The 13,349-nt window shown below is 62.3% G+C and carries 11 protein-coding genes and 1 tRNA gene; 8 read left to right on the top strand and 4 right to left on the bottom strand.

The window, feature by feature from the left end:
• Positions 1 to 4: 4 nt before the first annotated feature.
• Positions 5 to 1,984: an adenylyl-sulfate reductase subunit alpha gene (gene aprA, locus ACFSJC_RS18880; protein ID WP_386028751.1), complete on the top strand. Its 1,980-nt coding sequence runs from the start codon at positions 5 to 7 to the stop codon at positions 1,982 to 1,984.
• A 124-nt stretch (positions 1,985 to 2,108) separates the two neighbouring features.
• On the opposite strand, the gene ACFSJC_RS18875 is transcribed toward aprA, so the two are convergent.
• Positions 2,109 to 3,755: a methyl-accepting chemotaxis protein gene (locus tag ACFSJC_RS18875; protein WP_386028750.1), complete on the bottom strand. Its 1,647-nt coding sequence runs from the start codon at positions 3,753 to 3,755 to the stop codon at positions 2,109 to 2,111.
• A 636-nt stretch (positions 3,756 to 4,391) separates the two neighbouring features.
• Here ACFSJC_RS18875 and ACFSJC_RS18870 point away from each other — a divergent pair.
• From ACFSJC_RS18870 to ACFSJC_RS18860, 3 genes are all read left to right on the top strand, one after another.
• A complete protein-coding gene (locus ACFSJC_RS18870; protein WP_386028749.1) occupies positions 4,392 to 4,847 on the top strand; it encodes a 4Fe-4S dicluster domain-containing protein in 456 nt (151 codons plus the stop codon).
• A gap of 152 nt (positions 4,848 to 4,999) precedes the next feature.
• Positions 5,000 to 5,752 carry a (Fe-S)-binding protein gene (locus ACFSJC_RS18865; protein ID WP_386028748.1) on the top strand — a complete coding sequence of 251 codons (753 nt, stop codon included), beginning with the start codon at positions 5,000 to 5,002 and terminating at the stop codon, positions 5,750 to 5,752.
• Positions 5,753 to 5,774: 22 nt separating this feature from the next.
• Positions 5,775 to 6,164 (top strand): DnaJ family domain-containing protein, encoded by a 390-nt coding sequence (locus ACFSJC_RS18860; RefSeq protein ID WP_386028747.1) that lies wholly within the window; start codon positions 5,775 to 5,777, stop codon positions 6,162 to 6,164.
• A gap of 31 nt (positions 6,165 to 6,195) precedes the next feature.
• On the opposite strand, the gene ACFSJC_RS18855 is transcribed toward ACFSJC_RS18860, so the two are convergent.
• Positions 6,196 to 6,936 carry a carbonic anhydrase gene (locus tag ACFSJC_RS18855; RefSeq protein WP_386028746.1) on the bottom strand — a complete coding sequence of 247 codons (741 nt, stop codon included), beginning with the start codon at positions 6,934 to 6,936 and terminating at the stop codon, positions 6,196 to 6,198.
• 517 nt (positions 6,937 to 7,453) lie between these two features.
• Here ACFSJC_RS18855 and ACFSJC_RS18850 point away from each other — a divergent pair.
• Positions 7,454 to 8,056: a D-sedoheptulose-7-phosphate isomerase gene (locus tag ACFSJC_RS18850; protein ID WP_386028745.1), complete on the top strand. Its 603-nt coding sequence runs from the start codon at positions 7,454 to 7,456 to the stop codon at positions 8,054 to 8,056.
• Between the two features lie 4 nt (positions 8,057 to 8,060).
• Here the strand turns inward: ACFSJC_RS18850 and ACFSJC_RS18845 are convergent, their stop codons facing one another.
• Complete coding sequence (locus ACFSJC_RS18845) at positions 8,061 to 8,840, bottom strand: glutaminyl-peptide cyclotransferase (protein WP_386028744.1); 780 nt, start codon at positions 8,838 to 8,840, stop codon at positions 8,061 to 8,063.
• 19 nt (positions 8,841 to 8,859) lie between these two features.
• Positions 8,860 to 10,869 (bottom strand): excinuclease ABC subunit UvrB, encoded by a 2,010-nt coding sequence (gene uvrB, locus ACFSJC_RS18840; RefSeq protein WP_386028743.1) that lies wholly within the window; start codon positions 10,867 to 10,869, stop codon positions 8,860 to 8,862.
• A gap of 151 nt (positions 10,870 to 11,020) precedes the next feature.
• On the opposite strand from uvrB, the gene ACFSJC_RS18835 reads away from it, so the two are divergent.
• From ACFSJC_RS18835 to ACFSJC_RS18825, 3 genes are all read left to right on the top strand, one after another.
• Positions 11,021 to 12,205: a pyridoxal phosphate-dependent aminotransferase gene (locus tag ACFSJC_RS18835; protein WP_386028742.1), complete on the top strand. Its 1,185-nt coding sequence runs from the start codon at positions 11,021 to 11,023 to the stop codon at positions 12,203 to 12,205.
• A 139-nt stretch (positions 12,206 to 12,344) separates the two neighbouring features.
• Positions 12,345 to 12,420, top strand: a tRNA-Asn gene (locus tag ACFSJC_RS18830).
• Between the two features lie 513 nt (positions 12,421 to 12,933).
• Positions 12,934 to 13,349 (top strand): hypothetical protein (locus ACFSJC_RS18825; RefSeq protein WP_386028741.1); only part of this gene is annotated, 416 nt, incomplete at its 3' end.

Below are 13,349 nucleotides of genomic sequence, written 5' to 3'. Positions count from 1 at the left end.
GAAAATGGCTGGAGAATTCGGGCATCCCGAGGTCGTCGAGGAAGAGGTCGACATCCTCATCATCGGTGGTGGCATGGGCGCCTGCGGTGCGGCCTACGAGATCGGCCCCTGGCTGGATGCGGCGAGAAGACAGGGCATCGACCTCAAGGTCAAACTGGTCGACAAGGCCGCCATGGACCGCTCCGGTGCCGTCGCTCAGGGCTTGTCCGCGATCGGCACCTATCTGGGCGAGCAGGATCCGGCCGACTATGCCCGTATGGTCTCCAACGACCTCATGGGCATCACCCGTGACGACTTGACCTACGACCTGGGCCGTCATGTCGACGACTCCGTCCATCTCTTCGAGGAATGGGGGCTGCCGATCTGGAAGCAGCCTGGGGACGAGGGCAAACCATTGGTCGAGGGCGGCAAGCCGGTCCGCTCCGGCAAGTGGCGGATCATGATCAACGGCGAGTCCTATAAATCGATCGTCGCCGAGGCGGCCATGAAGGCGTTGGGCGCCGAGCGGATTCAGGAGCATGTCTTCATCGCCAAGCTGGTCAACGACAAGAACGACAAGAACCGCATCGCCGGTGCCGTCGGTTTTTCGATCCGCGAGCACAAGGTCTATGTCTACAGGTTCAAGGCCTGTCTGCTGGTCGCGGGCGGCTGCGCCAACATCTTCCGTCCGCGCTCCGTCGGTGAAGGTGCCGGGCGTACCTGGGACCCCGTCTGGAACGCCGGCAGCACCTACGCGATGGCCGCCGAGGCCGGCGCCGAGATGACCATGATGGAAAGCCGTGTCGTCCCCGTCCGCTTCAAGGACGGCTACGGCCCGGTCGACGCCTGGTTCCTGCTGTTCAAGGCCAAGGCCACCAATGCCTTTGGCGAGAACTACATGGAGACCAACAACGAGTTGCTGGATCAGTATCCGCCCTACGGTCAGGCCGTCGTTCCGTCCTCCTGTCTGCGCAATCACCTCATGATGCGCGAGATACGCGAGGGACGAGGTCCGATTTACATGGACACGGTGAGCGTGCTCGGCAAGCTCGCAGAGACCATGACCCCCAATGAAATTAAGGATCTGGAAGCTGATGCCTGGGAAGCGTTCCTCGATATGTGCATCGGCCAGGCCGGGGTCTGGGCGGGTGAGAACATCGAGCCGGAGAAGAAGAACGTCGAGCTGATGCCGGCCGAGCCCTCTCTGCTCGGCTCGCATTCCGGCTGCTGCGGTATCTGGGTCTCTGGCCCCGAGGATTTGGGTGCCCCGACCAGCGAGGAACACCCCGAGGCGGACAGGATCCCCGGCCATTTGCCCTCCGGCTGGAGCTGGGGTTATCGCTCCATGACCACCGTTCAGGGGCTCTTCACCGCCGCCGACGGCGTCGGCGCCTCCGGCCTCAAGTTCTCCTCCGGCTCGCATGCCGAGGGTCGGCTCGCGGCCAAGGCCATGGTCAAGTACTGCATGGACAACAAGGACCTGGTTCCCGAACTGGCGGATGCCGTGCAGGATCTGGTCGAGGAGATCTACCGGCCGGTGCGCAATTTCCTGGAGCACAAGGACGCCAGCACGGCGAGCGATGTGAACCCCAACTACATCACGCCGAGGATGCTTCAGTTACGGCTGCAGAAGGTGATGGACGAGTACGTCGCTGGCGTTTCGACCCTGTACCAGACCAACGCCAAGATGATGGATGTGGCCGAGAACAAGCTGGAGACGCTCAAGGAAGACGCGCTCAAGATGCGCGCCAAGGACCTCCACGAGCTGCTCCGCGCCTGGGAGAACAGCCACCGCATACTCACCGCCGAGGCGCACATGAAGCATATCCAGTTCCGCGAGGAGAGCCGCTATCCTGGCTTCTGCTACCGGATGGATTACAACCTCATCGACGAAGAACAGTGGAAGTGCTTCGTCAACTCCGTCTACGACAGGGAATCCAAAAGCTGGACCTGTTTCAAGCGCGCCCACGTCGATCTGGTCGACAAGTCGAAGCTGTTCAAGTGATGTCCCTGGCGGCCCCATCGCGCGCGGGGCCGTTCGGCTGATCTGGAAACCCCGGTGGCCATCCGTCCGCCGGGGTTTCTCCGTCTTGAGGGCAAGAGTGCTCGGTGTGCTTCGGGCGCCCGGTTCAGGACGCGTTTCCCACCTTGAACTGACTCACCAGGGCGTGCAGCTCGGCACCGAGTCTCGAGAGTTCAAGACTGGACGATGCGGTGTGCTCCGTGTTTTGCGCCGTCTCGGTGGACAGATCCGAGATGTTGACCACGCTGCGGTCGATCTCATGCGCGACGGTCGCCTGCTCTTCCGCAGCGCTTGCGATCTGGGTATTCATGTCGCGAATCCTGCCGATGGATTGCACGATCTGATCTAGCGACCGTTGTGCCTGAGTTGTCTCCTCCAGCGTCTCCTGGGTCAGCGTTTCGCCGTGCTCGATCGCGCTCACGGCCTCATGGGCGCCGGAGCGCAGCCGCTCGATCATCGTCTGGATCTCGCGCGTCGACACCTGAGTCCGGTTGGCCAGGCTTCTGACCTCGTCGGCGACCACCGCGAAGCCGCGCCCCATCTCTCCCGCGCGGGCGGCCTCGATGGCGGCGTTCAGGGCGAGCAAATTGGTCTGTTCCGCGATACCGCGAATCACGTCCACCACGCTGCCGATGGCGACGCTCTCGTCGTTGAACCGCCGGATGCGTTCCGCGATCTGCTCGACCTCCGTCGCGAGACGCTGATTGGCCTGCATGACCCGATCGACGGTCTCGCCGCTCGCGCGCGAGTGACCGTCCGCGTCGAAGGCCGCCGAGGCGGCCTCCTCCGCGTTCCTGGCAATCTCCTTGATGGTCGCGGACATCTCGGTGACGGCGGTCGCGACCTGCTGAGTCTCGTTGCGCTGTCTGTCCATCGTCGCTGTGTTGGATCGGGTCACTGCGGAAAGTTCTTCGGCCGCCGAGGCGATCTCGGTCGTGGCCTGGCCGACGGCGATCACCATGCGTTCGGTTTTGCTGGCGAACTGATTGAAGCCCAACGCCATTTCGGCGATCTCATCCTTGCCGCTGGCGTCCAGTCGGCGTGTGAGATCTCCCTCGCCACTGGCGATGTCCACCATCGTAAGGGCGGCTTCATGGATGGGAGCCACCACGGAGCGCGAGGTTAGGGTGGTGACCAGGATGAGGCCGAGCAGGAGCGGCACACCGAATGCGGCCATGAGCATGGCATTCTTTTGGAAGGCGGCATCCACGTCGTCGACATAGATCCCTGCACCGATCACCCAGCTCCAGTCGCTGAAGGTCTCGATGTAGCCGATCTTGGGCACGGGCTTGGTGTCTCCGCCCCTGGGCCAGGCGTAGCTCACCAAGCCCTTGCCGTCGTCGCGCGACTTCTGCCACATCTCCTTGTGGTAGAGCTTGCCATTCGAATCCTTGATCCCGAGCAGACTTTTGCCGACCAGATCGGGTTTGAAGGGCTGCATGATGCTGTTGCCGTCCAGGTCGTTGACCCAGAAATAGTTGTTACCCTCGAAGCGCAGGCCGGAGAGCGTGCGCAGCGCGGCGGCCTTGGCATCGGCCTCGGAGAGCTCGCCCTTCGAGGCGCGCTGACGAAAATCGGTGGCGATGCTCTTGGCGGTTTCCACGAGTCGTGTGACCTGTTCGATCTTCTGCTTCATCAGAATGGAACGGATTTCGATCAGTGCGAGGGTAAGTCCGATCGAAAAAACGAGCGTGACGAAACCGGAAATGATCCAGAGTCGACGATTGATGCTGATACGACGCAATAGATTCATCTGTGTGCCTGGGAGGGAGACAAGAAAGGGCAATGCGCCTCCAGCGCGGATCGAATAACGCTTGGAAGCGGTGTTCGGACACGGAGCCTCGTCGACATCCTCACGCGCTGTAGCGGGAATGGACGTTGGTGAAGTCTGGCGAGCTGGTGGAGATTCTAAACCCTACTTGTCGCAATGACTTCTTCATGTTTTTGCGATGGGATCCAGTGCGCGTTTATGGGATCTTTGCGAGTCGAGTGGTCTGGGTTTTCGGCCGACAAGGGCGATGGAGGACGGCACCAATCCGTTGTTCTGAGTGCCGTTTTCAACCAAGGCGCGGTTAGTTGAAATGTGATGCGTTGCGGTTTTTTATGCGGGCGCGTGTGCGGCGAATCGCGCCGAGAATCGGCTCGCCGGTCGCACGAATTGTGGCGCCATATCGAGCATTCGGTGGCGGGTGGTAGCATAGATAGCGGTCTCGCGTGGCGAGGATCTTTGCTTCGCGGGGACGGATTTCGCGCCCGTTCGACTGGGCCGAGCCGTGCATCCTGCCGATATCGTATCGATTCGCTGGCTGTTTCGGATCGACCTACCCGTTCCGCCCCATTCCATTTCCCAAGACGCCGGACAAGCCATGCCCATGATCGGAGACGTGCGATGAAGACCTATCTCGACTGGTCGGCCTACAAGGATGCCGGCATGGGCGACGCCTACGCCGACATCCCCAAGCAGGGCGGCGATTTCGCCAAGGCCGTGGCGGTCTGCATCAACAGTGGACAGTGTCAGACCGACGGCAAGCAGCTCATGTGTCCGAGCTTCAAGGTCACTGGAAACCCGCACCTCTCCACCGGCGGGCGGGTCAAGCTGCTGAAGACGGCGCTCTCCAGCGATCTGGTCGACCGGGCGCTCCAGGATCCGACCCTGGCCGAGGCCATGGATCTCTGCGTGGCCTGCAAGGGCTGCAAACGCGAGTGCGAGGCCAGTGTCGACATGGCCCTGATCAAGGTCGAATACATGGCCCAGCGCGCGGCCCGCTGGGGCGTGGGTCTGCGCAACCGGCTGTTCGCCCATGCGCCGCGCTGGCTGCATCGTGCGCCCTGGCTGCGGGTCTGATCCGTTGGCGCAACCGCTCGCCCTGGCTCGCCCGTCTGAGCGCACGCTGGCTGGGGCTGCATGCCGAATGTCCGCTACCCGAGCCAGTCGCCAAGCCGTTCAGCGCGCCTGATCCGGACGATGCGCCAGCCGTCGAGGATCGGCCCGAGGTCGTGCTGCTGGTCGACACCTTCACCCGCTATTTCGAGCCGGAGATCGCCGAATCCGCCCTGGCGGTGCTGAAGGCGGGCGGCTATTCGGTGCGGATTGCCGAGCCGGACGACTCCAGCCCCGATCCGTCGCGGCCGCTCTGCTGTGGTCGGACCTATCTGGCTCAGGGCATGATAGACCAGGCGCGCGACGAGGTCCGGCGGCTGGCCGAGGCGGTGCGCCCGCACCTGGAGGCGGGCCGCATCCTGGTCGGGCTGGAGGCGTCCTGCGTGCTGGGGCTGCGCGACGACGCCCAGGCGCTGGGGCTCGGTGAGACGGTGGAGCAGGTCGGCAAGCAGATCCTGCTGTTCGAGGAATTTCTGGCGCGCGAGATCACCGCCAAGCGTCTGAATCTACCGCTCGCCGCGTTGCCGGAGGGCGAAACCCTGGTGCACGGTCACTGTCATCAGAAGGCGGTCGGTGCCATGAAATCGATGCGGCGCGTGCTCAAGGCGATCCCGGATCACGATTTCACACCCATCGACGCCGGCTGTTGCGGCATGGCCGGCACCTTCGGGCTGGAGGTCGAGCATGCCGACATGGCCTCCGAGATGGCCGAGCAGGATCTGATGCCGGCATTGCGCGCCAAGCCCATTGCGCGCGTGGTGGCCAACGGCTTCTCGTGCCGTCAGCAGATGCGTGCACACGGCGACGTCCGTCCGCGTCATCTGGCGATTCTGCTGCGGGAGTCGCTAGATAGGCGAACCTTGGACTGATTTCGGAACAGATGAGGCCCCAATGGATCTGATCGATCAACTCGCCGAACAGCATATTCAGCGCGCCATCGAGCGCGGAGAACTGTCCAATCTGGCCGGAGAGGGCAAGCCGATTCCGCATGAGGATCTGTCGATGGTGCCCGAGCATCTGCGGGCCGGCTATCGGCTGCTGAAGGGGGCCGGTTATCTGCCTCCAGAGCTGGAGGCGCTGCGCGAGATCAAGGACGTCGAGGCTCTGATCGCTCGCGCCGAGGATCCGGGCGAGCGCAGCCGTCATCTACGCCGTTTGCGTCTGCTCGAAACCCGGTTGTCCGAGGGGCGCGGCCATGGACTGGGCGACGCGGTTCAGCAGCAATATATGGATCGGCTGGCCGAAACCTTCGGCGAGAGGGGCGAATCGGATCCCGAGTGATCGGTGTCGCTCGGGATCCGATCGGCGTGCGTCAGCGGAGAACCGGACGGGCGTTCACCGGCTGTACCGGCCGGTTGTTGGGGTGGTGCATGACGTGCTCGAACGCCTCGACCTGCGCCTTGGAGACACTGACCGGCTCCTTCATCACCAGCCAGCGGACGCCCTCGGAACAGGGCGGCGTGGTCAGCGAGCCGTTGAAGCGATAATAGGCCCGTTTGCGCGGCAGCAGATCGCGCGCGTCGAGTTGGCCTGAGAGCGCGACCTTCGTCCCCGCCTCCATGGGGATCTGCGACCAGGCCTTGGCGATGGAGGCGTTCTCCCGACCCTCGACGAACATCACCGCGATCACGGCCAGATTACCGTCGGCATCGGCGTGGACCAGATGGGCCTCCATGGGATAGGACTTGCCACCGATATGGTTCTCGCTCGGTGCATGGAAGTGATACTGCTTGAGTTCGAATCGATGGCCATCGATCGCGATCGTGCTTCCCGGTGCGTAATTGACCTGAATGGTGTGCCCGTTGTTGAGAATCTCGGTGCCACCGCTCTGGTAGTCGATGGGGAAGGGTTTCAGGTCGGCTTCGATGAAGCCGGACAGATCGATCGGCGACTGGTTCTTGCCGGAGGCGCAGACGGTGTATTTCGGATCCAGTTCGCCCCAATGAACCGGTCCCTCCGCGCCCATATAGCCCCAATGCGGGGCTTGATGCGGGGTCTGGTGGGCACACCCAGACGCCAGAATGACGCTCGCAGCCAGCATGCTTTTTCTCATCGTTGTTCTCCAGAAGGCGTTCTCGTCGGTAAAAGGCCCGATGGGGCCAGTGACAGTGCTCGACGGTGTTCCGTATCGGCGCCGTGCATGGATTTGGTGAGATCCGGTTTGGATCGCAGCGGGAAGGCGCTTTGGATGCCGGTTGCCCAGCCGTCTTTAGCTATACGCTGCGTGGACACAAATCAACGGCGGAGTTTGCCGCTCATCTGGATTTCGGCCTTGTCTGCTCGTCTGTCGAGTCGCATCATGTTCCGTCCACGTCAGGCGGACCTTTTACACCCCACCGCTGTGCAGCGTGCAGCGAGGACGCAGCCATGACCGCGACTCAGCCGGAGTGGCCCTTTCAGGGCCTGCTCATGTCTGCTCCGGCGCGGGGAGGTCTTGGGAGGCGCGACGCCAGACGGAGACCGAGCGTCGTCAGGAGGGCGAGGACCGCAAGCATGCCGAGGGCTGATCGATTTCGATCCTATCCAGCAGATCGGCTTCTCAGTTACCCATCATCATTTCTATCCCAATCATGACCCAAGACTCCTTTATCGCCACACTGCTCGATCAGCGACTCGACTCCACACTCGCCCTGCTGGAGGCGGTTCGCGCCGACGAGTCGTTGCTGGAGTCGACCCTGGCTGCGGCCACCCGCACCGCTGAGGCTATCGAGCGCGGTGGAACGCTCTTCATTTGCGGCAATGGGGGGAGTGCCGGCGAGGCGACCCATTTGAGCGGCGAGCTGATCGGTCCCTTTCTCAACAAGACCCGTCGCCCGCTGCCCGCGATCGCACTCGGCTTCGACACCAGCGCCGCCTCGGCGGTCGCGAACGATTTCTCGTTCGACGAGGTGTTCGCGCGTCAGATCGATGCCCTGGCCCGGCCGGGCGACGTGCTCTGGGCCTTGTCCACCAGCGGTCGCTCGCCCAACGTGGTGCGCGCCCTGGACACGGCCGCCGAGCGCGGCCTGCTGACCGTGCTGCTGACCGGCGCCGCCCATGACGACTTGCCCGCCAGCGCCCAGATCCGGTTGGCGGTTCCTTCGCGCGAGACCCCGAGGATCCAAGAGGTCCACCTGATGCTCGGCCACTTCCTGTGCGAGGTGGTGGAGTTCATGGCCGCTGGCTCTGAATGATCGCTTACCTCGGAACCACCTCGATCTGGTAGAGCCTGGGCCAATACTTGCCGGTCACGAACAGCCGTCCGTTCGTGGCGTCGTAGGCGATTCCGTTGAGCACGGCCTCCCGACTCAGTCCGGCCGGGGCGAGGCCAGAGAGATCCAGATACGACCTCACCGCCCCGGTTTCAGGATCGATCCGCGCGATCAGATCGCGCTTCCAGAGGTTGGCCCAGACCTCGCCCTGGATGTATTCAAGCTCGTTGAGATCGCGCACCGGCCGACCCTGGTCCAGTACGCTCAGTCGGCGCACGACCCGGTGCGAATCGGGATCGATGAAGCGCAGCACCTGGGTGCCGTCGCTCATGATCCAATGGCGTTCGTCATGGGTGAGACCCCAGCCCTCCCCTTCATACCGGAAGGTCTCCAACCGGGCGAAGCTGTCGCGGTCGTAGACGATCGCTAGATGTTCGCGCCAGGTCAGTTGGATCAGCCGGTTCCGCCAGAGCGTGATGCCCTCCCCGAAGAGTCGGGGCGAGAGACGGATCTCCTGCTCGATCCGCCCCGTCTCAAGGTCCACCCGGCGGAGTGATGACTGTCCGTAATAATGGCCCGTGCCCTCGAACAACTGGCCGTCCACGTAAATCAGACCCTGGGTGAAGGCGCTCGGATCGTGCGGGTAGCTGGCCAGGATCCGATAGCCGAATCGGGGCGTCTCCGGTCGGAGCGAATCGGCGTTGGCGGTGACCGCAAAGAGATAGACTCCGGCGAGGACGAGTCTTCGGATCCAGCGATCGGGCATGCGCATCGCTCGCATCCCCTCAGGCCGCGATGCCCTTCTGCTGCAGTTCGCGGATCTGGTCGCGGATGGCTGCCGCCTGCTCGAACTCCAGGTTCTTGGCGTGCTGGTACATCTCCTTCTCCAGCGTCTTGAGCCGCTTGGCCATCTGCTGGGGTGTGAGGCTGGCGTATTCGGCGATCTGCTCGGCCACCTTGGCGTACTGACGCGGCTTCATGGGCGCGCCCGGCGTGGCGCCGTCGAGGATGTCCGCGATCGCCTTGCGGATGGTCTGGGGCGTGATGCCCTGGGCCTCGTTGGATTCGATCTGCTTGGCGCGGCGCCGCTCGGTCTCCTCGATCGCCCGCTCCATGGAGCCGGTGATGCGGTCGGCATAGAGGATCGCCTTGCCGTTGGCGTTGCGCGCGGCACGGCCGATGGTCTGGATCAGCGAGTCGGTCGAGCGCAGGAAGCCCTCCTTGTCGGCGTCGAGGATGGCGACCAGCGAGACCTCAGGCATGTCCAGCCCCTCGCGCAGCAGGTTGATGCCGACCAGGACGTCGAACTCGCCCAGACGCAGATCGCGGATGATCTCGACCCGCTCCACGGTGTCGATGTCCGAGTGCAGATAGCGCACCCGAACATCGTGGTCGCTGAGATAGTCGGTCAGGTCCTCGGCCATGCGTTTGGTCAGGGTCGTGACCAGCACCCGCTCCTCGACGGCGACCCGCAGATGGATTTCGGACAGGAGGTCGTCGACCTGGGTCAGCGCCGGCCGCACCTCGACCTCCGGGTCGACCAGACCGGTCGGGCGCACCACCTGCTCGACTACCGCGCCCGAGTTGTCGATCTCGAACGGGCGCGGGGTGGCCGAGACATAGATGGTCTGGGGCTGGCGCTCGCGGAACTCCTCGAACTTGAGCGGACGGTTGTCGAGCGCCGAGGGCAGGCGGAAGCCGTACTGGACCAGGTTCTCCTTGCGCGAGCGGTCGCCCCGGTACATGCCGCCGAGCTGGGGTACGGTGACGTGGCTCTCGTCGATCACGACCATGGCGTCCGGGGGCAGATAGTCGTAGAGGGTCGGCGGCGGCTCGCCCGGACCGCGCCCGGAGAGATAGCGGCTGTAGTTCTCGATGCCCGAGCAGTAGCCGACCTCCATCATCATCTCCATGTCGAAGATCGTGCGTTGCTCCAGACGCTGAGCCTCGACCAGCTTGTCGTTCTCGCGCATCCAGGCGAGCCGCTCCTTGAGCTCGACACGGATCTGGTCCACGGCCTTGAGGATGGTCTCGCGCGGGGTCGCGTAGTGGGTCTTGGGGAAGACCGTATAGCGCGGCACCTTGCGCAGGACCTCGCCGGTCAGGGGGTCGAAGAGCGAGAGCGCCTCGATCTCCTCGTCGAACAGCTCGACCCGCACCGCCTCCTCCTCCGACTCGGCCGGATAGATGTCGATCACGTCGCCCCGCACCCGATAGGTGCCGCGATGCAGCTCGACCTCGTTGCGCTTGTACTGGAGATCCGCCAGACGGCGCAGGATGGCGCGCTGGTCGATGAGATCGCCCTTCTTGAGCAGCAGCACCATCTTCAGATAGGCGTCCGGGTCGCCGAGACCGTAGATGGAGGAGACGGTTGCGACGATGATGACGTCCTTGCGCTCCAACAGCGCCTTGGTCGCCGAGAGCCGCATCTGCTCGATGTGCTCGTTGATCGAGGCGTCCTTCTCGATATAGGTATCGGTCGAGGGCACATAGGCCTCGGGCTGGTAGTAGTCGTAGTAGGAGACGAAATACTCCACCGCGTTATGCGGAAAGAAGTCGCGCATCTCGCCGTAGAGCTGGGCCGCGAGCGTTTTGTTCGGCGCCAGGACCAGCGCCGGGCGCTGCAGACGCTCGATGACGTTGGCGATGGTGAAGGTCTTGCCCGAGCCGGTCACGCCGAGCAGGGTCATGCCCGCCTCGCCGTTCTCCATGCCTGAGACGAGTTGACGGATCGCCTCCGGCTGATCGCCGGCCGGGGCGAATTTGGAGACGAGCTGGAAGGGTCTGCTGGACATCGAATGAACCTCGTGGGGACGGGCGTGCCGACTGCATTCGGGATCTATGTTGCGTGGCGCGCGATGCGCGTGCCGGGATCCGGGCGTTTCGCTATTATTGGATGTTGCAACAGTGTATTCAGCCACCGCAGGAACCCAGAGAACACCGCCGATGACCATCAAACTCGCCGCCCGCGTCCAGGCCGTCAAGCCATCCGCCACGCTCGCCATCACCGCACGCGCCAAGGCGCTGCGCGCCGAGGGCAAAGACGTGATCGGACTCGGAGCCGGTGAACCCGATTTCGATACCCCGGATCACATCAAGACCGCCGCCATCAAGGCCATCGAGAGCGGCTTCACCAAATATACAGCGGTCGATGGTACCACCGAGCTCAAGCAGGCGATCATCGACAAGTACAAGCGGGATAATGGTCTCGACTACAGCCTGGATCAGATTCTGGTGTCCTGTGGCGGCAAGCAGAGCTTCTTCAATCTGGCTCAGGCGTTGCTCGATCCGGGCGACGAGGTGGTGATTCCAGCGCCCTACTGGGTGTCCTATCCCGACATGACCCTGCTCGCTGGCGCTCTGCCGGTGTTCATTCATGCCGGTGCCGAACAGGCATTCAAGATCACACCCGCCCAGCTTCGGGGCGCGATCAACGAGAAGACCCGGCTGGTCGTCATCAACAGCCCCTCCAACCCCACCGGCATGGCCTACAGCCGCGCCGAGCTGGAGGCGCTCGGCGAGGTGCTGCGCGAGTATCCGCGCATCGTCATCGCCTCCGACGACATGTACGAGCACATCCGTTGGAGCTCCGAGCCCTTCGTCAACATCCTCAATGCCTGTCCGGACCTGGCACCCCGCACCCTGGTGCTGAACGGCGTCTCCAAGGCCTACTCCATGACCGGCTGGCGCATCGGCTACGCGGGCGGCCCGGCAGAGATCATCAAGGCGATGAAGAAGGTGCAGTCGCAGAGTACCTCCAACCCGGCCTCCATCTCGCAGGTCGCGGCCCAGGCGGCCCTGGAGGGTCCGCAGGACTGCATCGCCATCATGCTCAAGTCCTTCAAGGAGCGCCACGATTTCGTCGTCGATCGGCTCAATCAGATCCCGGGCGTCGACTGTCTCCCAACCGATGGCACCTTCTATGTCTTTCCCAAGGTGCAGAAGCTGGTCGAACGTATGGACGGCATCAAGAACGACCTGGATCTGGCCGAATACCTGATCGAGAAGGCCGGAGTCGCCCTCGTCCCCGGCTCCGCCTTCGGACTCGGCGGCCACGTGCGCATCTCCATCGCCACCAGCCGCGAGAACCTGGAACAGGCACTCGACCGCATCGCCAAGGCGGTCGCCTAGCCCGTAAAGCAGCAGGAGCGCCGATTCCCGTCGGCGTTCCTGCAAGGCCACCTGGATTCCCGCGATGGTCGTCTCCTGTTCGGCCGCTGGGGTGTTGACACGGGAAGCGCGCGAAATTACTATTACGCGCTCACGACATTCCCTGGTAGCTCAGTCGGTAGAGCGGGTGACTGTTAATCACTAGGTCGGCGGTTCGAGCCCGTCCCAGGGAGCCAAAAAAGTGAAGAAAATCCTCGTGTTCTCACGGACACGGGGATTTTTTTTGCCTCAAGGTCACTGACTCCGGAGCATTTCCGGTACCGGAGCTTCTTGCCCCTCATCGCTACGAACGTCTTCGATGATTCTCGTTGTTGCCCCGCCGCGTGCTAGGCAATGTCAGTCTGACAGATATTGATCCGGAACGGACTTGGAGCAGGGACACGCCGCTCCCCCGCACTAGAATGAAGCGCCTGATCCGATGGCCATCAGCCTAATTCGATTCGCAAGGTATCATGTTTGATCTGCAGACGTTCACGCACTTGGTCCAATAAGAGCGTTTTCCGGACGCCGCCAACATCAGAAGACGAATCCGGTGCCCGAGCGTAAGATATTGACGCGCGAAAAGCGAAAAGTGTTTGCTGTGGGTGTATCAGTGGTAGGAATTTATGCTTCACATGTGTAAGCAAACTAGTCTAAGTTAGACGTCAGACTTGATATCTAATCGTAGTTGGCAGCAATAGATAAAATCCATGTACCCACCTACTGAAAGCGACTGGACATCTTTTTTTTCTATTAATGGTGGCGATGCCTTTTGCATTGATTGGCTAGCTGATCATCTCATACAATTTGGCAGCCTAGCTAATATATCATCAGAAATGCAAAAGTGCGTCGAGTCTTGGCCGGACAACAAACCCTATCTTCAATGTCTCGAAATATTTTTGTTAATGTGCGATCAATTAGATAAATGCGCTATCAATAGATTAATAAGTGATCTTGCAGAAATTCTCAAGGAGCTTGAAACCAGCAAGGAAAAGCTCAAAGGTAAAAAAAATATAAAAAAGGTTTTAAGTGAGAAATGGGTGCCTATTGCTGAAAACCTAACTCAACAACCACCAGCTAAAGCTGGTGGGTTGAAGCTACGGACTGAAAGTCCGGATACGGGTCG

The organism is Thiorhodococcus fuscus (assembly GCF_042682685.1).
Lineage (GTDB): Bacteria > Pseudomonadota > Gammaproteobacteria > Chromatiales > Chromatiaceae > Imhoffiella > Imhoffiella fuscus.
This window is presented reverse-complemented; position numbering and strand designations above follow the sequence as displayed.